We start from the raw sequence: 19,936 nt of genomic DNA, 5'->3' as shown, positions 1-19,936 counted from the left end.
TTTATAAAATGTTTTGCACGCAATTCACTATTTCGCATTTCGGAATATTATTTTGTGTATCTAACTTCATTCACGTATAATGGAAAATGAAACCCCATTTAGGAAGGATGATTAAATGAAACATTCTCTTCCAGACCTTATTGAAACAAAAAGAAATGTCCATGTCCTTTATTCTTATAGTGAAATTCAGACGTATTTACAGACCGTAGTCAGCTATATTCTGGACAGTGTTAAGGCAGAAGAAACCATTATCTTAATCGAAAATGAACGTATATACCGTCAAATAAAAAAAGAACTCCAGACTCTTTTATCAAAAAAGGATATGGAATTCATCCATTTCATTAACAGTTTTGACTTTTACTTTTCATCTGGCAGCTATCATCCACCTGCGATTGCCGAGTACTTCGAAAAGACTGTTCAGCCATACATAAAAGCCCATGCTGCTTTTCGTTCGTGGGCACATGTGGAGTGGAACTCGATGGAAGAACCCCACCACCTGATTGATGATTTGGAAAGAATTATTGATAACGCAGTGAATGAGATTCAATTTCCATTGGTCTGTGCTTATGGAAAAGTGAATATGCCCATTCATCTCAAAACAATGCTAATGGATTCCCATCCATATACACTAATAGAAAATCACCTGTTAACTTCCGAACCCGATGCTTTAACTGTTCAAACTGCCAGTCAAAGCTAAAGGGCAGTGTTGATCAGCAGATTTTCTGCAGTTCTCAAGCCCGATAGATAAGCACTTTCAATCCTGGTGTTCCCCGACGGATCATCAGGTCGCAGAAAGGCGTCCCCACAAAGCCACACCGGCTCTTCACTCAGCTTGTAAAAATGCGCAGGATACACTTCTTTCGCCTGTGCATAACGCCATCTCTTTAACTGCTTTGACTCAATGTCCAAACCTTTTAGCTCCTTTAAGAGTAGATGCTCAATGTTATCTATTACTTGATCTTCATCTTGATTAAACCATTCATCACTCCATTCACCAGTCATGTATACGCTTAAGATCGGTTTTTTAGAAATACCTTTTGCAAAGTTATTTACGATTTTTAACATACCTTCTGGCAGATGATGATCCAGCAGACCATGCTCACCTGTCTGACTATCATGGGCCAATTCGAACAATCCGACAAAAGCCGGCTCAAATATGCAGGACTTCAGTTTTCGATCAGCTTCTGTCAGTTGAAGTTCAGACTGTTCAAGGAGTTCCATCGCCTGAGGCAGCGGGGCTGTTAAGATTACTGCATCATAATAATGTTCATCTGAACCACTGATTTTCACTCTCTCTCCTTCAGTTGTGATATTCACCACTTTTTCCTGAAGACGCACATGTAAATTTTCAGCCAGATGCTTTGCAAGCTTGTTCATCCCGTTTACTGCAACATATTTCGGGTATGGATCAGCAAACCATTTTTTTACGACACCAGCTGATATCCATTGCTGCACTTCATGATCGAACGCTTTATCCCGTACTGTGAAATAAACCGCTCCATGATCTGCCTGACCTTCCTCTATTCTTCTTGTCGCCATCCGCCCGCCAACACTTCTGCTTTTTTCAATCACTTCAACTTCGTGACCTTCTGACTGCAGCTTTCGTGCAGCAATTAGCCCTGACATACCTCCGCCAATTACACCGATTTTCATGTCATCTCTCCTTAGTTAAATCATATGTCTATTCTAACGACTTTTTTGAGCCATTACAGTTTCCTGTATGTTACAATGATATGGAATTTAATGCTAATTAAAGGGGCTGGTTACATGTTTAAAGTCGGCAGTGTTTTTATTCCGGTTACAAACCTTGAACGTTCTGCCAAGTGGTATGAAACACATTTTCACGTGAAGCCCATTGAGCAATGGGAAGGTGGTGCCGGGTATTATTTTCCTGATAGCGCTGTACAATTGGGATTAATCGAAGTTCGATCTTCTCAGCCTTCATCATTTACAGATCGCCAAGGAGGACAAAACACTTATTTTAATTTGATTGCAAATGATATCAGCAGCGTACATACACAATTGACTGAAAACGGCTTACATGTAAGTGAAATTAGAGATTTTGGCGGAATGAATTACTTTGACTGTGAAGACCCGGATGGAAATATATTAAGCATTATTGAAGAAGTCCCCGGTTCACCGTTTCATTCCGATCAGGTTGATAAACTCCCAAAAGCTGAATGAAAAAAAAGATGTGAAGAACACCTTCACATCTTTTTATATGCACTGACGATTAATTTCTTTATCTTTGTACATGTTACGATCCGCTTCAGAAAACAACGCGGTCATTCTTCCTCCAGAGTCAGGAGTAAAGGCCGCTCCGATCGAAAGAAAAACCTCTGCTTCCCTGCAGCTTTTTCTGATCCGATCCACCTGTTCATACAGTTCCTGCTCATTAATATCCTGCATCAGTATAACAAATTCATCTCCGCCGATTCTTGCAGCAATAGCAGCGTCACCTGTTGCAATTTTTAACTGGGCAGCTGCCTTTTTAATCAGCTCATCACCGACTGAATGACCGAATGTATCATTTGTAAATTTCAGCTGGTCAAGGTCGCACAGCAACATCCCCGCTGAGCGTGACTCTTCCTCATCCAGCTTTGTAAATGCTTCTTTAAAGTATGTACGGTTATAAAGGTCCGTTAAGCTGTCATGATATAACTGGTATTGAAGCTTTTCCTGCAGGACAATCCGCTCATCGATATTTCTGAGCATGCCCTGCAGTGAAACGAGTTTCCCATTTTCATAAATCGGGGTTGCATACTCTTCAAACCATCTGTATTTGCCGTTTTGATCCTTCCATCGCTGGATAATGGGCTGACTGTAATCAATGTCTCCGGTGATCTTTTTCATCAAAAGTATTTGATCATCAGGATGAATATCCTGAAAAGCGACTTCCGGACTTAAGTAGGCCAGATCGTTGCTTCCTTTTCCAAAAAAGTTTTCAGCAGACGGACTCAAATATTTAAATTTCACAACCGGATAAACATCCGCATAATACATAAAATCGTTTGGCGTTTCAACAAGATGAATGAACTGCCTGTGCTGATCGGTCAGCTTTTTATATTTTTGCTTCAGTCTGAGATAATGCCATAAATTCAGACCACCAATACATAATACAATACCAACTGTGATGATCACGATCTGCAGAACAGTCATTCACCCTCACCGCCTTCTATTCTCGAAATTTTCCCTGCTATTTACTATACTCTGCTAAAGCGCCCAGAGCAACAGGATATTAGCGGTATAAGTGAATATTTATCCATTTAGGAAAAAGATGGTTACTCATTTTTATACAAAAAAAGATGCCCACTTTAATGGACACCCTTTTATCTCTTATAAACTCTTCACAGCTTCCGATACCTCAGTATCTCCGCCAATCACCTGAAATTCTTTTCTGATCGTTGAGTCGTTTTCAAGTACCGCAAGCAGTACGCGGGCAACATCTTCACGCGCAATTTCGCCGCGATCAACAGTTACATCTGCCTGCACTTTACCTGTACCTTCATCGTTTGTCAGTCCACCGGGATGTACGATTGTGAAGTCCAGACCGGTGCCACGAAGCCATTCGTCAGCATAGTGCTTCGCTACTACATAAGGCTTGAATGATTCAGGCGCATTCTGAATCTCTTCACGCGTTGTATCAAATGAGCTGACCATGACATAGCGCTTCACCCCTGCCTTTTCTGCAGCCTGGATTGTTTTTACAGCTGCATCAAGGTCAATTGTGATTGTCTTATCAGGACCTGTTTTTGGACCGGATCCAGCTGTAAAGACAATTGCATCAATGCCTTCAGCAGCTTTCACCATATCCTCTACTTCACCTTCAAGATCAACAAGCACAGTCTCAGCACCAAGATCCTCAAAGTATGCTTTCTGTTCTTCTTTACGGATCATTGCCCGCGCTTCAAAGTGATCTTTTTCCTGAATCATTTTTGTTAAATGCTTTCCTACCTGTCCGTTTGCTCCAATTACTAGTACTTTCATGTTTAACATCCTCCTGTAAAAATCAACATATGACTTGTTTACCCAAAAAGCATTCATTTAATCGGACCAATATGCTGCTCAATCAAAGCAATGGTATGATAGATAAAGCAATAAAAACAGGGTGGTGTCTCATGAAACTCGTACTCGGACTTTTCATCTGTTTCATTGGTGTTGTACTGACGAATTTTTCATTTAATGAGGTTAGTCAAGCCGGCAATATCGCGATACAGACTGCAGGATTTTTAGTGATTATCCTTGGACTTTATATCATCGTAAAAGGCCGCAGACAAACGTAAAGAGAAGCCGACACAAAATCAGGCTTCTCTTTAGCGTTTTAGCGTTTTAACCAGTATTTAATTCTTGCGCTGCCCAACACTGCAATAATCAGCAGTGTTACGAGCATCAGTGCCCATATCCCCATCTGACCTGCATCCCTGATTTCCTCCGATTGGGTAAATACAAAGATGAGTGCAGCAATAAATGAGAGATAAAATAATATATTCGGGATGATCCAGAAAATCACTAATCTTTTAGGACTCACAAACAACACTCCCCTTCAGACTGAACAACCCAATGCTTCTATATATAGTTCTGGTTTTACGCGACTATCCCCTTCTTCTTACTCAATATACTGATCTACAAAACTCCATACCTTATTCCAGTATGCTTCAGGATCCACTTTTTCAGCCTCACCGTGACCTGCTCCTTCAATAATCAGCTGATCCTTTTCTACATCAGCCGTTTCATATACTTCGTCCAGCATTTCAAAAGGAACAAAAGTGTCTTCATCTCCGTGGATAAACAGCATTGGCGTTTCACTCCTGGCAACCTGATTAACAGCTGATGCTTCATATAGATCATAGTCTGCACGGATATTTGTCACCGTATTTGCCGCATTTAAAACCGGGAACTCTGGCAATCCAAACAGATCATCCAGCTGATAAGTAAACACATCACTGACAGATGTGTAGCCGCAATCCTCCACAATCACTTTTACATTCCGGGGAAGCTCTTCACCTGACGTCATCATCACAGTGGCTCCTCCCATGGAAATGCCAAACAACGCAATTTCTGCTTCAGGATTAATCTTCACCACCTCATCGATCCACTGCAGCATATCCAGGCGGTCATGCCACCCCATGCCGATATAATCTCCTTCACTGTTCCCATGTCCGCGAAGATCAGGCGCAATGACGTTGTATCCCTCATCATAAAAGTTTCGAATATATCTGGTCATACCTGAAGCGTCCATCATATAACCGTGTGCAACAATTGCCCAAGCGTCACCTGCTTCTTTATTTTCATATACATCAGCTGACAGCTTCAGCCCGTCCTCTGATGTGATGGTAAGATTCTCAGGCTGGTGCTCCTGCTCAAACGCCTCGTCCGCTTCATCAAGCGCCTCAGCCACTTCAGCCATCACAGCCTCACTCTCAGCCAGATTCGGGTTTCCTTCTAAAAACTCTTTTTCATCCTTAGCACTCAGTGCATAATTGTAAAAATAATTTCCGACCGCACCGTACATGACGACAACTAATATAACCATTACTGCAGGTATGACAATCCATTTCTTTTTCATCCAGACATCCTTCCATTATTTCCTTATCATTTTATTATATCTTTATTCGATTCGTAAATTGCAATATTAAATGCAACACCCTAATAAAGCATAGGGGGACCTCCCCGGTGTGTAGCTTTGTTGGCCTAGGCCAACAAAGCTACACACCGGTCGAACATTTCTGCCGGGGTCTCATAGTTTAAAATTTTTCTCGGAAGCTCGTTCATCCAGGTTTCTACTTCTTCAAGCAAATCATCGGAATAAGAATGGATGGGCTGGCCCTTTTTGATAAACCGCCTTATCATGCCATTGTGACGTTCATTTGTGCCACGCTCGAAGGAGGCGTACGGGTGAGAGAAATAAATGGCGATATTTTCCTTTTCGAACGCTGCGAGCTCGCTGAATTCAGCACCATTGTCAGCTGTGATGCTTTTAAAGACAGCTGAACAGTTGTCCTGGTAAGGCGCGAGAAGTGTCCGTACAGCTTCCTGAACAGCTGAAGCACTCTTACTCGAAATCCTGACCAGTAACTCTTTACGAGTTTTCCTTTCAATCAGCGTCAGTAATGCTTCATCTTTAGACTTTTTACCAAGCACCGTATCGATTTCCCAATGCCCAAACTCTTCACGGGAGTCCACGGATTCACATCTTTCTTCGATACTCTTCCCGTGTATCCGCTTGTTTTTCCGTGCAGGTGTTTTCTTTGTCGAGCGTCTCAGTTTCAGCGGCAGATCAATGTTTCTTACTGATAGCTTACACTGATCAATTAGGTTATAGATGGTTTTGGTGGCTGGGATATAGCTGTCTTTAAAAGCCTCGTGTCGTGTTGCGTGACCGACAATCGCATCCGGAGACCACTTGTCCTCAAGTATCTTTTTCTCTGCGTAACGCAGAAAGTGCCAGGCTTTTAGCGTGACAGACTGGGCTCCGCAGTGCCGACGGTTTTCCCGATAGACACGGGCAGCTGTATCCGGAAAATATTTCGCGAACGGTTTTCTGTTTGTATCCAGCTGCACAACTGTTCCCCGTTTTCTCTCACGGGAAATGGTACTGGGGTGACGCCCGGTTCTTTTAGCGATCTGTCTCAAAGAGAGCCCAAGGTTTAGATAAGCAGAGATTTCTCCTCTTTCTGCATCGGACAAATGTTTAAAGGTTTTCTGTTCTGTGCTAGAATTACTTTGAGCCATAGTGATGACCTCCGTGTATTAATTGTTTTAGTCGACATTAATGTTACACGGTCTCACTATGGCTTTTCTATTTTCAGGTGTTGCATTTCATTTTACAATTAACCTCTTTATTCGATTAAAGAATCTTCTTTTGCTGTTCAAAAAAACAGGGTATCCTTGACGTAAAGTCTTATTTAAAGGAGAACGTCTATGACACAGCAACTCATCACCTTATCAGACCGCATTACCTATCTCACACCTGTCGGACCGACTGACAGACCGATCCTGATGGCAGTCACAGGTGAGCATCATACTCTGATGATTGACGGCGGTAATTCAAAAGCACATGCTGAACTGTTTTTAGAACGGCTGAAGGCAGCAGGAAAATCACTGCCTGACCTGACAGCTGTTACCCACTGGCACTGGGATCATATTTTCGGACTCGAAGCATTAACAGCACCAGCAATTGCTTCCTATGATACGAAGCAGGCGATGGAAGAGCTAGTTGATTTTAAGTGGGATGATCAGTCTTTGGATGAGCGGGTGGCGACCGGCGTCGAGATTCAATTTTGCGCAGATGCGATCCGTGAAGAGTTTCAGGATCACCGGGATATCAAAGTGGTCCTGCCATCTATTCTATATGAAGATGAATTAACGATAGACCTTGGCGGAGTAACCTGTGTATTAAAGCAGGTTGGCAGCGACCATGCAAAAGACAGCACAGTCATTTATGTAAAAGAAGAAAAACTGTTATTTTTAGGTGACGTCACAGCACCGCTGATGTACGCACCTAAATGGCACTATACAGCGGACGAGACATTAAAGCTGCTGGACCACCTTGATCAGTTTGATGCAGAAACGTATGTGATTTCTCATTACAAGCCAATCTCAAAGGCCGAGTATCAAAAAGAAGCACAGTTTTTACGAAAAACTGCATCACTTGTGAAAGAGTGCGGCCGTGATATTGATCAGATCAATGCAAGGTTGACTGCATTTTACGGTAAGGAATTAACAGCTGATGAAGAAGAGACAGTGGAGTTTTTTATAAACGGCGTCTCTTAAAAAACATAACGACATTCCCTGCACCTTCAGGTTAGAAAACGCAGTACATGTTTTTTAAGATGAGAGCAGGTGGTGAATTGGTTAATCAGCGAAACCGCAAATGGATCATGGGACCGACCTGGGTAAGCATCGTTCCTTTTGAAATGAGCGACATATACTTCAGAGAATTATCTTCACTTAAATCTAAAAAGCGCTTCAGTGAACTGATTGTCAGAACCTACGTGCTGTGGCTGGAGAATTTGATGTTCTCTACGCGCCTGCCGGAGAGTGCAGGCATTACGCTTCCTGCTGAAGGAGCGCGTCTGGCCACAGGAGCAGATTAAGATTTTTCATGAGGAGAAGTGATTCCGGTCTTTTTTCGGCGCGGGGGTGAGCTGCCTTGCAAAGAATTGAATCAGCAATACAGTTATATGCGACACCTTTGCAATTAATAGGTTCATCTCCCGGGTTAATTGCATCAGCGCGGTCTGTGATGACGATATTTGAATCAGAGGACAAATTAATTGGATCATGTCCCGGTATTATTGCATCACCGTTCACCCTAATTGAACGCCCCATTCTTACACATTAAGCCCACTTAAAAAAAGCCGGCTTCGCGAGCACGGCTTTTCTTAAGTAGTTCTGATCAATAATGATTTTCATGCTCCCCCTCAGCTGCCATCGCATCAGCTTTTGTCCGATGCACAGTCCCATGAGGGTGATTCGGCGGCGCATAAATCGAGTAAAGCTTGAGCGGCATACACCCGGTGTTGGTCAGGTTGTGCCAGGTGCCAGCCGGGATCACGATTGCACAATCATCGAATACGTGACTCATATAATGCAGAGCATCTTTTTGTTCACCCATCTGAACAACGCCCTGTCCCTGCTCCACCCTTAAAAACTGATCAACGTTCGGGTGCATCTCAATCCCGATACACTCTCCGGGCATCAGGCTCATCAACGTTACCTGAAGACAATCACCTGTCCAGAGTGCTCTGCGAAATGCATGATTTTCACAGGTATCTTCATGAATATTTGTCACAAACGGTTCGGGTCCATGGTCTCTCAGTTGGTCATGACATGGACATGACCAGTGATGTCCCTGCATATCCATCATTTGATAAGGCTGATTCATATGATGCAATCCACTCAAATCCTTTCACACGTGATAACCTATTTTATGCCCGGATTTCAAGAGTGTTCATGGATCGGTTAGAGAATAGAAAACTCATCATTTTTCATATCAGTAATCAGCATATGACCAGGCGCATGAGTAATCATCAGACTCGGCTTCACCTGCATCGCCACTGCCTGAGGGGTCACGCCGCACGCCCAGAATACAGGCACCTCTCCATCTTTTACAGTAACCGCATCTCCAAAATCCGGCTGGCTGATGTCCTGAATACCGATTTTAGAAGGGTCTCCAATGTGAATCGGCGCCCCGTGTACGGATGGAAAACGGCTTGTTACCTGCACTGCCCTGATCGCCTGCTGTTCAGTCATTGGACGCATACTGACAACTGTCGGCCCTTCGAAACGTCCGGCTTTCTCGCACGCAATCGATGTTTTATACATCGGCACGTTACATCCTTCTTCAATATGCCTGATTGGAATGCCGTTTTTTAACAACGCTTCTTCAAAAGTAAAGCTGCACCCGATCAGAAATCCGACCATATCATCTGTCCAGATATCTGTTACTTCATTTCGTTCTTCAGTAAAATGTCCATCGCGGTAAATCCGGTATTTCGGTATATCAGTTTTCACATTACTATCAGGAGCGGCAAGCGCAGCAACGGCTGAGCCCTCCTCTATAACATCAATGATTGGACAGGCTTTTGGGTTACGCTGACAAAATAAGAGGAATTCAAATGCCAGCTCCTTTGGCAGTACAGCCAGATTTGTCTGAATGTAGCCGTTTGCCATACCTGAAGTCGGCTTTGACCATTCCCCTTTTCTGATCAGTTCCCTTGCCTGTGATGGTGTCAGTTCTGAAATGTTCATTCCTGTCCCTCCTCTGTCTGTTGTTCAATTGTCTCCACAATCTGCTCAGCGGTTTCTTCGTCAAAATCTCCTAAAAGCGTAAAGCTATTACCTTCGATTGGCATCATAAGATTTGGTGAACTGATCAGCTCATCACCATAATAAAAGTGAACTTCCTGACCAATCCGTTCTTCAAACATATCCTCCATCATGCTTTGATCCTTCATATACATAACCAGCTGAAATAGTCCCGTATCCTCTTCATGGCGGATTTCTGCTTTTTCAAAATCAGTTGTAACAGCTAACGTTTCATCATCCTCTGATTTCACTGTTACTTCTTTAGAATCCTCAGATGAATGTGATTCTTCTGGGCTTGAACATCCTGACAATATTAAAATGGCAGCTAACAACAATCCGAAAAATTTCAACATCGACTCACCCCTTTTCTAGATCATCGAAATGGTTTTTCAACGACTACCTGACCATTTTGATCTAGCAATGGCGTAATTCCACTTCCTGTACCAACCCATGTATGTATATAATGCACACCTGTCTCACGATCGACAAGAATTGTTACTCTTCCAAGAGAAGGAATATTTTGTACAGACTTAACCTCGAAACGTTCAACTTCTATTTCTTTATTTCTTTTTTTGAAGAGCATAAGCGTTACCTCCTTTACTCATCCAGTGGTGTAATGAAAGATAAAGCTGATTGCATATAAGGGCAGGCCAACAATGAGTGCACCTGCCAGAAGATAACAAAAACCAGTAAAGACGATTTTAAAAAAGTCAGCGATTGCGCCTGCCACGTCATCAATGAATCTGAGCACTTACCTCACACTCCCTTTCCTTCATCTTATCACACCTTCCATAACTGGTATTTCATTACCTTAATTCTTCTATTACAATAGAATCAGGGAAAACGTCAGGAGGAGTAGGATGAAAATTGCGTTTGGTTTTTTTGTTGCAATAATAGGGATTTTTCTAATGAATCTTACTGTAGATAGTTTTGGGTCGTTAGGCAACGATATTATGCATGGATCGGGGTTAGTGTTGCTGATGGGGAGTATGTACTTTATTTATAAAGGAAGAGAGAAGCGCGAGAAGCAGCAGGAGGTTCAGAAATAGGTAATCTGACAGGATGCAAATCGTTTGAAAGTCTTTTCAGAAAGGATTTTTTTCATGTCACTTCTTATTATTACTGCATTTATCTTCATCGCAGGTACCATCGTGCTTCGTTATTCAAAGGTAGCAGCAGCGGTCATTCTCACATCCCCAGTCATTGCATTTACCGGCTGGTGGTTATTGGTTTCAAATCATTACTTCGTTCCCTCCACACCCCTTCAGCAGGAAGCACTTGGCGGATTCCATTTATACGAGGCAGTATCGGAGTTACAGCTGGAGGAGATCGGAAACTTTGAGCAAAGAAAACAACAACACGGATACAGCTATCAAACAAAAGATTATTTTCATTTAGGGACAGACCCATCGCACACCATTCTCTCACTTTCTTCAGGAGAAGCTGACGCCGCCACATCATCCGGCTTACAGACCGGTGACAACCTGGCTAAAGCAAGAGCGTTGTATGGAGATCATTATTATGCATACAGCGAAATGGGGCTCGGCGAAGCGACCGTTTATGTAGATCGGGAAAATAATATCTTGCTTACTTTGTGGAGTCAGGATGATGAGACCGTTTCGGGAATTTGGCTTTCCGTAGCGGAGTAAGTGTTTCCGTTGCAAAACGTTAATACTTACTCCCTACTTTCATTTCCCTCTCAGCAAGCGCTTAGCCTGAAAAATCTGTCCACTGTGACGCGCTTCATGCTCAATCAGATGATGAAGTACCCACTCAGGCGTCACGTGATAATCCTCTACCTCACGTGACGTTCGCCAATCGATTTCACTCATCCTTTTGAAATGAAAGCAAAGTGTATCTCTGACTTTCTGCAGACGTTGAATATGCTGTTCAATAGATTCACCTTTAAACGGAAGCAGCCTTCCATCTGCCCAGCTTTCTGCAGGAAACAGCGCTTCAATTTCCTCATCCCAATCCCTGCATAATACTTCTCCATACAGCCACCCCGCTTCGACCGCTGCAACATGATACAAAAGCGTACCAATTGAGTGAAGCCCTTCAATATCACCATCCAGTTCTTCCTGCGTTAAATCACTGATTTTAGAAATAAGTGTTCCACGCACATCCTCAAGGCACCAGACCTGACGTCCGATATCCGGTGAGTAACCCGGTAATGTTTGGATTGATAGTTGTTGTTTTGTCATGAGAGCTCCTCCTTTTATATGAGCGATACAGTGGGGACGGAGGTTGCTGTATCGTTTTGGAATTATCATCCATTTCGATACAAACACCTCCGTCCCCATGTATCACATCTCCTCAAATCCACCCTGCTCCTTCAAATAATCCGCATCCTGTTCGTTTACTTCAAAAAATTCAACCTGATCCCAGCTTTCACCCACACGGTCTCCAATCACAGCACCTGACTCAGTAAACCAGACTCTCGCATCAACCAGTCCTGTATGTTGTTTGGGACTTAGAACATTGATATACATATCTGGCTGATCGACGTCCATCACTTCGCTGGAAGGCTTTTTATGCATCAGGATCATCATGATATTATCAACAACGTTTTGATCTTCGACATTCGTATAGGACTGTTTGACTTGTATTTGCTCTGGCTGTTCGGGACTTTGATAACTGAATTGAACTTCGCTGGAAACTTCCTGAACAGTTTCATTTGTTAGTTTGTGTGTGAAATACCCCGCTAAGAATATTGCTATAGCAATCACTAATGTACTGAGAATTTTCATCCCCTTCATTAAAAAAACCTCCCTGGCACTTTGCATACACTACTTTTTCAAAAATGTTCTGTCCTATAGTAATTTCTGGTATTTTTATTATAACGTAAGAAGCAATTATGTTGAATCTATTGGATATAAAAAGTTCCAGTAAAATGAAACCTGTTATTGAAAAGTTTTGTCTATACAGTATCAGAAAGGGGGCTGACCAGTGGAAAAGATGAGCGAGGAAGAGCTGAGGGTTTGTATGAATGCACATGGTGAATATCTGATTCGCCTTGCGTTTATGTACGTAAAAAGCTGGCAGTCTGCAGAGGATATTGTACAGGAAGTGTTTGTGACTTTTTATCATAAATCTGATCAGTATAAGGGGCTGGCGTCGGTCAAAACGTACCTTTCCAAAATAACCGTGAACCTTTGCCATAACCATTTAAAAAGCTGGAAAAACAGAATCAGCCTATTTGCAGGAAATGCTTTCAACACCTCTTCTGATCACGAAACACCTGAAACCCTTTTAACAAATAGGCAAACCAGTAATGAGGTGGCAGAAACGATTCTGGCATTACCCATCAACTATAGAGAAGTGATTCTTTTATATTATTATCAGGAATTTTCAGTTGCTGAGATCAGTGATATTTTGAATTGTCCTGAAGGTACCATTAAAACCCGTCTGTCCCGGGCAAGAACCGCTCTGCGTAAAAAGCTGGACCGGACTGATATGGAGGTGATGTGAGTGAGTGAATACAAAAGAGAAATTGATAAGATGATTGGTGACGAACCGAGGTTTACTGAAGAGTTAGCTGATCGGGTTATCTCCAGATCCGGGAGACGTACTACCCGTCATACCCGGCGTATAAGAATGGGGCTGGCTGCTGCAATTTTATTGATAGGAGTGAGTGGCATTACAATCGCAATGCTTTCTGATCCAGCAGGTGAACTGACTCAAACAGATCCTCCATCCATTCAAACTGAAGAAATGATGACTGACCCTGATACTCCAGAAGACATCCCTTTGATTGAGCCTACAGAAACCAGCCTCCTCCTGGAATGGGGACTGGACAGTATGGATCGCGGTGATCATCATTACATGACCTCCTTTCATAACCGTCTGCTTGTCGTTGAAACGAATGGTTATCACCTGACTCGTGGAACCGTGGTGTACTTTGAGACACCCGCTTCAATACTTGTACAAAATGACCTGGCAGGACCTGATCAGATTGCCCGGATTGTTGGCCTTCCGGGAGAAACAGTGGAAATCAGGGACGGGAAAGTGTATATAGACGATAAACGATTGGATACGTTTTACGGTGAAGTCCATCGCACAGGCATGACACATGAGGAATTACTGGCAATCGACCGTGAAGATAACTCAAATGACTACAGCACTGAAGACTGGTACGAGTTCTTCTCAACAGATATGCCGCCAGTAACTGTTGATGACGATTCCCTATTCCTTTTAGCTGATAACTGGGGACGCGGCTATGATAGCAGGGATTTTGGGCTGCTTAAGCATGGAGGGGTGACTGGTGTGGTGATGGGATATGAGGAGTGATACAGAGGGGACGGAGGTTGCTGTATCACTATGGAATATTAATCCATTTCGACACACACACCTCCGTCCCCCCTGTATCACCAGACTTCATCCAACTTATCACTATAAAATAAAATCGCTTTTTTATACTTTAAAACTGCTTCATCAGAAGTTGTGTGAGCCAGCGTCTGCAGCAGTATTTCCATTGCCTGATGGTGTTTCCCGAGGTTGTAAAGACTCATTGAGTAAAATACTTTTAATTGTTCAGCCTTTGGAAATTTCGTGATGGCAGTTTCAAAGGTATCAACTGCTTCTTTATATCTTCCTAATGTCCGATACGTGCTACCCAGGCCAAGATACGCATTCTCCAAATCTTCAGCAGGTAATCCGAGTTGTATTGCACGTTCGTAATGGGGAACGGCTTCTTTCTCAAGTCCTAGATTGTCGTAGCACCAGGCCATTTGATACTGATAATTCGCCTGCTCCGGGTCTTTTTCAAGTAGTCTTTCCATCAGGCTTTTTGCTTCTTCATATTTCCCTTCTTCTCTAAGCTTTCTTAGCTGTTCAAGCATCAGATATCTCCTTCCTCCTAAGATTAACCGACTATTTTCAATATCTCTTCTAAATCCTCTATCACAACGTCAGCTTCTGCACTTTTCCAATGAACATCCTTTTTCCATACCGTTTTCATGCCCACACCATTTGCAGCCCTAACATCATTAACTGGGTGATCTCCAACAAAAACCGCCTCTTCTGCACTAACACCAAGCCTCATCAACGCTCGTTCAAAAATCTCTGGATCAGGCTTTCTCAGGTCTTCACATTCAGAAATGAGAATCGTATCAAATAACTGTTCAATTCCCAGCCCCCTGATATTGTCCATCTGGAACTGACAGCGCCCGTTAGAGATGATACCGAGTTTCATCTCTCTGTTCTTCAAGCTCTTTAATGTTGTGTGAAGGTTGTCAAATCCAATACAATGATGCTGAAAATGGTTCAGATAATCCTGAAGCAGATGGTTCACACTTAAGTCTTTTATATCAAACTCGCTAATCAGCTCACTATACACTTTGTCCTTCCAGACGTACCCTTTAGCATCAAGTTCAATAAACCTCTTCATATATGTATCTCTTGAAATGTGGTGAAGCGCTTCAGGAAAACGATTATATTGGTCTTTAATTAACTGAATTAACGACGCATCCCGATCGAGTAGTGTTCCGTCCAGGTCAAATAATACCGCTTTAATCATATGGACTTTGCCCCTTTTTAAGATTTACTTTTCACTAAATATCTCTTCAAGCTGATACCAGTGAGTCGCAACCCACCTATTTTCATCATTAAACCTTGTTAGAACAGCTGACCTTCCGGGTTTTGGCACACTCAACCACTCCGCTTCCCTCCACCAGTTCAGCTTTAATGCACGGACCACCCTCTCTATTGTTAAGGGCTGATACTTACGAAATCCATTCACAAAAGCGATTGCAGATTTTACATTTAATTTTTGATTACTTACACACCCTGACAAGATAGGTCTGGCAATATCAAAATCTCTGTAAACGATGTTCAACCTGTCAAAGTCCAGGATAGCGGAAACTTCATCCCCCTCAAAAAGGATATTATCGACAAATAAATCCCAGTGACTCCATCCAACTTCACACGCTGAAAATTGTTCTGTGTCATTTTGATCCAGAACAAGGAATTGGTCTTTTAAGTAAGAGAGTGTTTTTTCGCAACCCACGCTTTCAGCTTCCTGCCAACGTTCATTCCAATCTTCAATCATGTCTTCCTTAGAACGAATATCCCAGTGAAGAACCTCTGAATCTGGTAGAAGCGTATCCAGTGCGGTATGCATCTCACCGACCGCCTTTCCAAGGTTGTACATCTGGACCTCATTTAATGTGCCCGGAGCCCGGTTCTTCCCCGGACATTTCTCCGTGACCATGAAGTTTTCCCCATTAGATGAATGGATCATATATTGACCTTTAAAAGAATATGGTCTTGGTACTGGAAGGTTTAATTCCCAAAGCCTAGCCTGTGTGCGAAGTGAAGCTTCTAAACCGGGTATTAAATGCTCGGGATAACGGCCTTTATGGTATTGCTTTACAAAAAGACTTTCACCAGAAGTATGAATCTCCCACTTCAGATTTCTGTATCCGAGTTTAATCTGCTGGTGATCAACTACCTTAAGTTCAAAGTATTTCTCTATTGAATGGAAGATGTCATCTCTTATACTGTTCATCACATTCATGACCTTGAACCCCATAACTGATTGTGACACAATCCTTTTAAAAAACCTTTGATTTCCATAAGCATCCTCACTATCCCTCTATATAAAAACTGATCAGGGCACCTTCCCCTCAAAAACCACAAACACCCCGCCGCCATACCGCTTCACCTTCTCCACCCTAAAACCAGCCTGTTCAAACAGCTGAATCGTCGGTCGGTTCAGGTGGCAGCCGTCGCATACTGCTTTCCAGACAGGCGTAAGGAGTTCCTGCACTTTGGCTGCAGCTTGATGATCGACTTTTACGTGTTCAAAAAAGTGAAAGGTCGCACCGGTCTTACTCACTCTTTTTATTTCCCCCAGAGCTTTAACAGGATCTGGTATTGTACAGAAGACAAGCGTGCCGGTGATGGCATCAAAGGACTGGTCCGGAAATGGCAGCTGTTCTGCTTTTGCCTGATAGGTCTGAATCGGAACTGTGGCATATTTTATTTTTCCGGAAGCTTTTTCAATCATCTCCGGGTTCGGCTCAATTGCTTCTACATAGGTTGCATTCTGATAGAAAGGGAAGTTCGCGCCTGTACCAGAGCCGATTTCAAGCACGTTTCCTCTCACGTGACTCATTAAGCTTCTCCTGACCCTTTGAAACCCTGCTTTTTCAAAAGGTATCATCGTAAGATCATACATTGAAGAAAATAACCTTCCCATATCGTTCACCCTCTTCGTTACTTTAAATTTTCTAGTACTATTATTTCACGATTTAGCAGGATTCTCCAATCAAAGGAGAGAATCATTAACGTGACCTTTATTAAAAAGGATTAATATAAAGCGAGGTTATTCCATGAAACAATCCACTGAACACAACGCAATACTGTTTGAACAGGCCAGAGCTGACAGCAAAACTTTCAGAACTGCCTATCCCCTTTCAAAAGAGCTGCGTAATCAATTCTTCACCCATGTTTTTAAACAATTGAACCAGTACGTTACAAAGAAATCAGTCGCTGGTATGTACCCCGATTTTCTGAAGTTTGCCAGAACCTGTGAAGCACGCCCTGAAAAAGAAGATGACGCAGCACAGTTATTTTACTGGTGGCGCCTGCTGAATGATGCGAGTAAAAACCCCTCATCCAATATCTTCACTGAATTCCACTTTAACCATTTCGTCTTCTTTAAAAGCCACCCTCTATTTCTTTCATGGCTTCATTTAGCACAAAACGTTGTCCCGGGATTTTATTATGTAGCAGAAGATCTTAATCCATATGGCTGTTACCTCGTGAATCTAAAAAATAGAAAAGCAGTTAGAATGATGCTCCCCGATACGAATCATCCACTCCCACGAGTCGGATCTGTTATCTCAGCTGTTCTGCTCCCTTTTTCTAATCAGCTTAACCTCCCTGTTGCGATGTATGAATTTGATGCAGGTGCAACAGAAGACATCGTCCCTACACTCAAGCATCTCCATCTCGAATGCGACAAAGAGCGTGATCCTTTTCAAGTCTGGCTGAAAAATTATATGTCCTTGCTGCTGGTTGAAAAGTATTCTCTATCCGGCGAAGAGCCGTGGGACCACGAATAAAATAATTGCATTAATATATCTGTCTTTTTTGTTAAAATTAAGATTCTAACTCACTTCATCGCGTTAAACCAACATAGCAATTCGACTTATGAATCATACAAAATCTAGCACTCCTATGAAACTTATTCACTTTTATTCGAATTCCGAAATAATAATTATCAGAATCTATTGATTTTTATACATTATTCCCTCTATAATTTCAATAATCTAAATTTTCGTAGATCTAAAGATATTTATAGGGGGTTATTGTTTTGAAAAGAAATATACTTGGGGTTTCTGCTTTATCTACATTTTTACTGCTTACTGCCTGCGCTGGCGGGAGTGATGAAAGCACTTCTTCAGAAGGGTCATCTGAAGGTGTAAGTGCTGACGAAATCATCCTTGCTACTATGTCTGATGCTGTTTCAATGGACGTTCATATGACAAATGATATTCCTTCTGCGAATATGCAGGTTCAGGTATATGAAAAACTTTTTACGCTTGATGAAAACAGTGAAATTCAACCGCAGCTGGCTGAAGATTGGGAAGCGGTGGATGACGTGACTTGGGAGTTCAAATTGCGTGAAGGAATCACATTTCACGACGGGGAACCATTTAACGCTGAAGCTGTAAAAGCGAACTTTGACCGCATTCTCGATGAAGACATTGCATCACCGCGAGCTGTTCAGTTTGAAATGGTTGATAACGTTGCAGTCGTGGATGAATATACAGTCCGCTTCAATTTGGAGTATCCATTCGCACCGCTCCTTGCCAATCTGACAAATATGGGCGGATCCATTATCAGTCCTGCAGCCATCGCAGCTGACTATGAGGAAATTGAAAATGGCGGTGAACCAGGAGCATACATCAATGAAAATCCGATCGGTACGGGATTCCTTAAGTTTGAAAGCTGGTCACCTGGCGAGGAAATGACGCTTGTGAAAAATGAAGATTACTGGGACGGAGAAGTCGCTTATGATTCATTTGTATTCCAGATCGTACCTGAAGGCGGAACACGCGTTGCCAACCTTGAAACAGGATACGCACACATTATTGATCCGCTCGCTCCAAACGAAGCGGCACGCGTTGAGCAGATGGAAGGCGCCTCACTCGCAACACAGGATAGCGTCGGGTTAAACTATATCGGCTTTAACACTGAAAAAGAACCTTTTGATGATCCAAAAGTAAGACAGGCCGTATCAATGGCGATTAATAAAGAAGAAATCATTAACGGCATTTATGATGGATACGGTGAAGTGGCAACCGGTCCCCTTGCTCCTGTGATTCCAAATGCAGCTGATCTTCCTGGACTCGAATACAACGTTGAGGAAGCACAGGCACTGCTTGCAGAAGCAGGTTATGAAGATGGTTTTGACACAACAATCTGGACTAACGATAACCCGCAGCGTATGGATATTGCGGTCGCTACTCAGGATGCACTGAGTGAAATTGGTGTAAATGTTGAAGTAGAAGTGCTTGAATGGGGTGCTTACCTTGAACAGACCGGAGAAGGCTTGCATGATATGTTCATTCTAGGCTGGTCAAATCAAAATGCCAATGCAGATACAGGCTTGTATCCTCTGTTCCACTCTTCACAGATCGGAGCTGCCGGCAACCGCTTTATGATTCAGGATGAACAGCTGGACGGCTACCTGGATGACGCGCGCCAGACAACGGATGAGGCAGAACAGGAACAGCTGTATGCAGATGCGCAGGAGCGCCTCATTGAACTGTCCCCTGCCATTTACCTGCAGCACCAGACTTATCTTGCAGGTCATCTGGATGAAGTGGAAGGGTTCTGGATGAATGCGAGCGGATTGTATCAGCTGAAAGATGTAGAAATTACTGAGTAATGTAGTTTAAAGGAAGCCCGGAGCTTGATTGTTCCGGGCTTTTTAGTGTTTTAAAGTATGCTTCTACGGCGATGGCAAAAGTGTTCAATTAACCTGAGAGGTGAACCAAATAACGTGAGCGCTGATACGAAAAACGCCTGCTCTGATCCAATTACATACTCCATTTCCCCTTGGCGATTCAATCAATAAAAGAGATGAATCAATTACACAGAGCGGTGTCACATA

Annotated in this window: 28 protein-coding genes; 11 read left to right on the top strand and 17 right to left on the bottom strand. The window is 42.8% G+C overall.

Features of this window, described 5'->3' with window-relative positions; translation table 11 throughout:
• The first annotated feature begins 115 nt into the window (after window positions 1-115).
• Window positions 116-697 carry an MEDS domain-containing protein gene (locus tag LG330_RS02295; protein ID WP_404407106.1) on the top strand — a complete coding sequence of 194 codons (582 nt, stop codon included), beginning with the start codon at window positions 116-118 and terminating at the stop codon, window positions 695-697.
• Here the strand turns inward: LG330_RS02295 and LG330_RS02290 are convergent.
• A complete protein-coding gene (locus LG330_RS02290; protein ID WP_404407105.1) occupies window positions 694-1,653 on the bottom strand; it encodes an NAD(P)/FAD-dependent oxidoreductase in 960 nt (319 codons plus the stop codon). The genes LG330_RS02295 and LG330_RS02290 overlap by 4 nt on opposite strands.
• A 114-nt stretch (window positions 1,654-1,767) precedes the next feature.
• Here LG330_RS02290 and LG330_RS02285 point away from each other — a divergent pair, with 114 nt between their 5' ends.
• Window positions 1,768-2,184: a VOC family protein gene (locus tag LG330_RS02285; protein ID WP_404407104.1), complete on the top strand. Its 417-nt coding sequence runs from the start codon at window positions 1,768-1,770 to the stop codon at window positions 2,182-2,184.
• 33 nt (window positions 2,185-2,217) lie between these two features.
• Here LG330_RS02285 and LG330_RS02280 read toward each other — a convergent pair whose 3' ends face one another.
• Window positions 2,218-3,159, bottom strand: a complete 942-nt coding sequence (locus tag LG330_RS02280; protein ID WP_404407103.1) for a diguanylate cyclase domain-containing protein — start codon at window positions 3,157-3,159, stop codon at window positions 2,218-2,220.
• A gap of 177 nt (window positions 3,160-3,336) precedes the next feature.
• Window positions 3,337-3,987 (bottom strand): SDR family oxidoreductase, encoded by a 651-nt coding sequence (locus tag LG330_RS02275; RefSeq protein WP_404407102.1) that lies wholly within the window; start codon window positions 3,985-3,987, stop codon window positions 3,337-3,339.
• A 131-nt stretch (window positions 3,988-4,118) separates the two neighbouring features.
• Here LG330_RS02275 and LG330_RS02270 point away from each other — a divergent pair, with 131 nt between their 5' ends.
• Complete coding sequence (locus LG330_RS02270; protein ID WP_404407101.1) at window positions 4,119-4,283, top strand: hypothetical protein; 165 nt, start codon at window positions 4,119-4,121, stop codon at window positions 4,281-4,283.
• A gap of 38 nt (window positions 4,284-4,321) precedes the next feature.
• On the opposite strand, the gene LG330_RS02265 is transcribed toward LG330_RS02270, so the two are convergent.
• The 3 genes from LG330_RS02265 to LG330_RS02255 form a co-directional block, all read right to left on the bottom strand.
• On the bottom strand, window positions 4,322-4,528 hold the full coding sequence (locus LG330_RS02265; protein ID WP_404407100.1) for a hypothetical protein: 207 nt from the start codon (window positions 4,526-4,528) through the stop codon (window positions 4,322-4,324).
• Window positions 4,529-4,606: 78 nt separating this feature from the next.
• The gene (locus LG330_RS02260) at window positions 4,607-5,566 is read right to left on the bottom strand and encodes an alpha/beta hydrolase (RefSeq protein ID WP_404407099.1); all 960 of its coding nucleotides are present in this window, start codon (window positions 5,564-5,566) and stop codon (window positions 4,607-4,609) included.
• Between the two features lie 125 nt (window positions 5,567-5,691).
• Entirely contained in the window at window positions 5,692-6,732 is a 1,041-nt protein-coding gene (locus LG330_RS02255) for an IS30 family transposase (RefSeq protein WP_404404173.1), read from the bottom strand.
• A gap of 189 nt (window positions 6,733-6,921) precedes the next feature.
• Here LG330_RS02255 and LG330_RS02250 point away from each other — a divergent pair, with 189 nt between their 5' ends.
• Both LG330_RS02250 and LG330_RS02245 read left to right on the top strand, forming a co-directional pair.
• The gene (locus tag LG330_RS02250; protein WP_404407098.1) at window positions 6,922-7,773 is read left to right on the top strand and encodes an MBL fold metallo-hydrolase; all 852 of its coding nucleotides are present in this window, start codon (window positions 6,922-6,924) and stop codon (window positions 7,771-7,773) included.
• A 77-nt stretch (window positions 7,774-7,850) separates the two neighbouring features.
• Entirely contained in the window at window positions 7,851-8,096 is a 246-nt protein-coding gene (locus tag LG330_RS02245; RefSeq protein ID WP_404407097.1) for a DUF2071 domain-containing protein, read from the top strand.
• A 302-nt stretch (window positions 8,097-8,398) separates the two neighbouring features.
• Here LG330_RS02245 and LG330_RS02240 read toward each other — a convergent pair whose 3' ends face one another.
• The 5 genes from LG330_RS02240 to LG330_RS02220 all read right to left on the bottom strand — a co-directional run bounded on the left by LG330_RS02240 (window position 8,399) and on the right by LG330_RS02220 (window position 10,561).
• Window positions 8,399-8,869, bottom strand: coding sequence for a cupin domain-containing protein (locus tag LG330_RS02240; protein WP_404409472.1), 471 nt, complete (start codon window positions 8,867-8,869; stop codon window positions 8,399-8,401).
• A gap of 95 nt (window positions 8,870-8,964) precedes the next feature.
• Window positions 8,965-9,753 (bottom strand): putative hydro-lyase, encoded by a 789-nt coding sequence (locus tag LG330_RS02235; protein ID WP_404407096.1) that lies wholly within the window; start codon window positions 9,751-9,753, stop codon window positions 8,965-8,967.
• Window positions 9,750-10,163 carry a hypothetical protein gene (locus LG330_RS02230; RefSeq protein ID WP_404407095.1) on the bottom strand — a complete coding sequence of 138 codons (414 nt, stop codon included), beginning with the start codon at window positions 10,161-10,163 and terminating at the stop codon, window positions 9,750-9,752. Before LG330_RS02230 ends, LG330_RS02235 begins: the two co-directional genes overlap by 4 nt.
• Window positions 10,164-10,183: 20 nt before the next feature.
• On the bottom strand, window positions 10,184-10,393 hold the full coding sequence (locus tag LG330_RS02225; RefSeq protein WP_404407094.1) for a DUF6440 family protein: 210 nt from the start codon (window positions 10,391-10,393) through the stop codon (window positions 10,184-10,186).
• Window positions 10,394-10,411: 18 nt separating this feature from the next.
• Complete coding sequence (locus tag LG330_RS02220) at window positions 10,412-10,561, bottom strand: hypothetical protein (protein WP_404407093.1); 150 nt, start codon at window positions 10,559-10,561, stop codon at window positions 10,412-10,414.
• Between the two features lie 109 nt (window positions 10,562-10,670).
• Between LG330_RS02220 and LG330_RS02215 the strand changes: the two genes are divergently transcribed.
• Window positions 10,671-10,859 (top strand): hypothetical protein, encoded by a 189-nt coding sequence (locus LG330_RS02215; RefSeq protein WP_404407092.1) that lies wholly within the window; start codon window positions 10,671-10,673, stop codon window positions 10,857-10,859.
• 54 nt (window positions 10,860-10,913) lie between these two features.
• Window positions 10,914-11,459, top strand: coding sequence for a hypothetical protein (locus LG330_RS02210; protein WP_404407091.1), 546 nt, complete (start codon window positions 10,914-10,916; stop codon window positions 11,457-11,459).
• Between the two features lie 39 nt (window positions 11,460-11,498).
• Here LG330_RS02210 and LG330_RS02205 read toward each other — a convergent pair whose 3' ends face one another.
• Together LG330_RS02205 and LG330_RS02200 are read right to left on the bottom strand one after the other, a co-directional pair.
• Complete coding sequence (locus LG330_RS02205) at window positions 11,499-12,014, bottom strand: DinB family protein (protein WP_404407090.1); 516 nt, start codon at window positions 12,012-12,014, stop codon at window positions 11,499-11,501.
• Between the two features lie 102 nt (window positions 12,015-12,116).
• Window positions 12,117-12,569 (bottom strand): hypothetical protein, encoded by a 453-nt coding sequence (locus LG330_RS02200; protein ID WP_404407089.1) that lies wholly within the window; start codon window positions 12,567-12,569, stop codon window positions 12,117-12,119.
• 199 nt (window positions 12,570-12,768) lie between these two features.
• On the opposite strand from LG330_RS02200, the gene LG330_RS02195 reads away from it, so the two are divergent.
• The gene (locus tag LG330_RS02195) at window positions 12,769-13,281 is read left to right on the top strand and encodes an RNA polymerase sigma factor (RefSeq protein WP_404409470.1); all 513 of its coding nucleotides are present in this window, start codon (window positions 12,769-12,771) and stop codon (window positions 13,279-13,281) included.
• The gene (gene lepB, locus LG330_RS02190) at window positions 13,282-14,100 is read left to right on the top strand and encodes a signal peptidase I (protein WP_404407088.1); all 819 of its coding nucleotides are present in this window, start codon (window positions 13,282-13,284) and stop codon (window positions 14,098-14,100) included.
• Between the two features lie 77 nt (window positions 14,101-14,177).
• On the opposite strand, the gene LG330_RS02185 is transcribed toward lepB, so the two are convergent.
• The 4 genes from LG330_RS02185 to LG330_RS02170 form a co-directional block, all read right to left on the bottom strand.
• Window positions 14,178-14,651, bottom strand: coding sequence for a tetratricopeptide repeat protein (locus LG330_RS02185; protein ID WP_404407087.1), 474 nt, complete (start codon window positions 14,649-14,651; stop codon window positions 14,178-14,180).
• A gap of 23 nt (window positions 14,652-14,674) precedes the next feature.
• A complete protein-coding gene (locus LG330_RS02180) occupies window positions 14,675-15,328 on the bottom strand; it encodes an HAD family hydrolase (protein WP_404407086.1) in 654 nt (217 codons plus the stop codon).
• Window positions 15,329-15,352: 24 nt separating this feature from the next.
• Window positions 15,353-16,327, bottom strand: a complete 975-nt coding sequence (locus tag LG330_RS02175) for a phosphotransferase (RefSeq protein ID WP_404407085.1) — start codon at window positions 16,325-16,327, stop codon at window positions 15,353-15,355.
• A 93-nt stretch (window positions 16,328-16,420) separates the two neighbouring features.
• The gene (locus tag LG330_RS02170) at window positions 16,421-16,927 is read right to left on the bottom strand and encodes a class I SAM-dependent methyltransferase (RefSeq protein WP_404407084.1); all 507 of its coding nucleotides are present in this window, start codon (window positions 16,925-16,927) and stop codon (window positions 16,421-16,423) included.
• 217 nt (window positions 16,928-17,144) lie between these two features.
• Here LG330_RS02170 and LG330_RS02165 point away from each other — a divergent pair, with 217 nt between their 5' ends.
• Both LG330_RS02165 and LG330_RS02160 read left to right on the top strand, forming a co-directional pair.
• On the top strand, window positions 17,145-17,879 hold the full coding sequence (locus tag LG330_RS02165) for a hypothetical protein (RefSeq protein WP_404407083.1): 735 nt from the start codon (window positions 17,145-17,147) through the stop codon (window positions 17,877-17,879).
• Window positions 17,880-18,130: 251 nt separating this feature from the next.
• Window positions 18,131-19,711 carry a glutathione ABC transporter substrate-binding protein gene (locus LG330_RS02160; RefSeq protein WP_404407082.1) on the top strand — a complete coding sequence of 527 codons (1,581 nt, stop codon included), beginning with the start codon at window positions 18,131-18,133 and terminating at the stop codon, window positions 19,709-19,711.
• Window positions 19,712-19,936: the final 225 nt, after the last annotated feature.

The sequence above is a fragment of the Jeotgalibacillus malaysiensis genome, from assembly GCF_044789845.1.
GTDB lineage: Bacteria > Bacillota > Bacilli > Bacillales > Jeotgalibacillaceae > Jeotgalibacillus > Jeotgalibacillus malaysiensis_A.
This window is presented reverse-complemented; position numbering and strand designations above follow the sequence as displayed.

Excerpts from the sequence above, each read along its gene's own strand:
- LG330_RS02195 (WP_404409470.1), top strand. The coding sequence starts at position 12,769 with ATGAGCGAGGAAGAGCTGAGGGTTTGTATGAATGCACATGGTGAATAT.
- LG330_RS02250 (WP_404407098.1), top strand. The coding sequence starts at position 6,922 with ATGACACAGCAACTCATCACCTTATCAGACCGCATTACCTATCTCACA.
- LG330_RS02285 (WP_404407104.1), top strand. The coding sequence starts at position 1,768 with ATGTTTAAAGTCGGCAGTGTTTTTATTCCGGTTACAAACCTTGAACGT.
- LG330_RS02200 (WP_404407089.1), bottom strand. The coding sequence starts at position 12,569 with ATGAAGGGGATGAAAATTCTCAGTACATTAGTGATTGCTATAGCAATA.
- LG330_RS02165 (WP_404407083.1), top strand. The coding sequence starts at position 17,145 with ATGAAACAATCCACTGAACACAACGCAATACTGTTTGAACAGGCCAGA.
- LG330_RS02295 (WP_404407106.1), top strand. The coding sequence starts at position 116 with ATGAAACATTCTCTTCCAGACCTTATTGAAACAAAAAGAAATGTCCAT.
- LG330_RS02230 (WP_404407095.1), bottom strand. The coding sequence starts at position 10,163 with ATGTTGAAATTTTTCGGATTGTTGTTAGCTGCCATTTTAATATTGTCA.
- LG330_RS02180 (WP_404407086.1), bottom strand. The coding sequence starts at position 15,328 with ATGATTAAAGCGGTATTATTTGACCTGGACGGAACACTACTCGATCGG.
- LG330_RS02280 (WP_404407103.1), bottom strand. The coding sequence starts at position 3,159 with ATGACTGTTCTGCAGATCGTGATCATCACAGTTGGTATTGTATTATGT.
- LG330_RS02170 (WP_404407084.1), bottom strand. The coding sequence starts at position 16,927 with ATGAGTCACGTGAGAGGAAACGTGCTTGAAATCGGCTCTGGTACAGGC.
- LG330_RS02275 (WP_404407102.1), bottom strand. The coding sequence starts at position 3,987 with ATGAAAGTACTAGTAATTGGAGCAAACGGACAGGTAGGAAAGCATTTA.
- LG330_RS02290 (WP_404407105.1), bottom strand. The coding sequence starts at position 1,653 with ATGAAAATCGGTGTAATTGGCGGAGGTATGTCAGGGCTAATTGCTGCA.
- LG330_RS02240 (WP_404409472.1), bottom strand. The coding sequence starts at position 8,869 with ATGATGGATATGCAGGGACATCACTGGTCATGTCCATGTCATGACCAA.
- LG330_RS02175 (WP_404407085.1), bottom strand. The coding sequence starts at position 16,327 with ATGAATGTGATGAACAGTATAAGAGATGACATCTTCCATTCAATAGAG.
- LG330_RS02185 (WP_404407087.1), bottom strand. The coding sequence starts at position 14,651 with ATGCTTGAACAGCTAAGAAAGCTTAGAGAAGAAGGGAAATATGAAGAA.
- LG330_RS02215 (WP_404407092.1), top strand. The coding sequence starts at position 10,671 with ATGAAAATTGCGTTTGGTTTTTTTGTTGCAATAATAGGGATTTTTCTA.
- LG330_RS02210 (WP_404407091.1), top strand. The coding sequence starts at position 10,914 with ATGTCACTTCTTATTATTACTGCATTTATCTTCATCGCAGGTACCATC.
- LG330_RS02260 (WP_404407099.1), bottom strand. The coding sequence starts at position 5,566 with ATGAAAAAGAAATGGATTGTCATACCTGCAGTAATGGTTATATTAGTT.
- LG330_RS02225 (WP_404407094.1), bottom strand. The coding sequence starts at position 10,393 with ATGCTCTTCAAAAAAAGAAATAAAGAAATAGAAGTTGAACGTTTCGAG.
- LG330_RS02205 (WP_404407090.1), bottom strand. The coding sequence starts at position 12,014 with ATGACAAAACAACAACTATCAATCCAAACATTACCGGGTTACTCACCG.
- LG330_RS02255 (WP_404404173.1), bottom strand. The coding sequence starts at position 6,732 with ATGGCTCAAAGTAATTCTAGCACAGAACAGAAAACCTTTAAACATTTG.
- LG330_RS02270 (WP_404407101.1), top strand. The coding sequence starts at position 4,119 with ATGAAACTCGTACTCGGACTTTTCATCTGTTTCATTGGTGTTGTACTG.
- LG330_RS02235 (WP_404407096.1), bottom strand. The coding sequence starts at position 9,753 with ATGAACATTTCAGAACTGACACCATCACAGGCAAGGGAACTGATCAGA.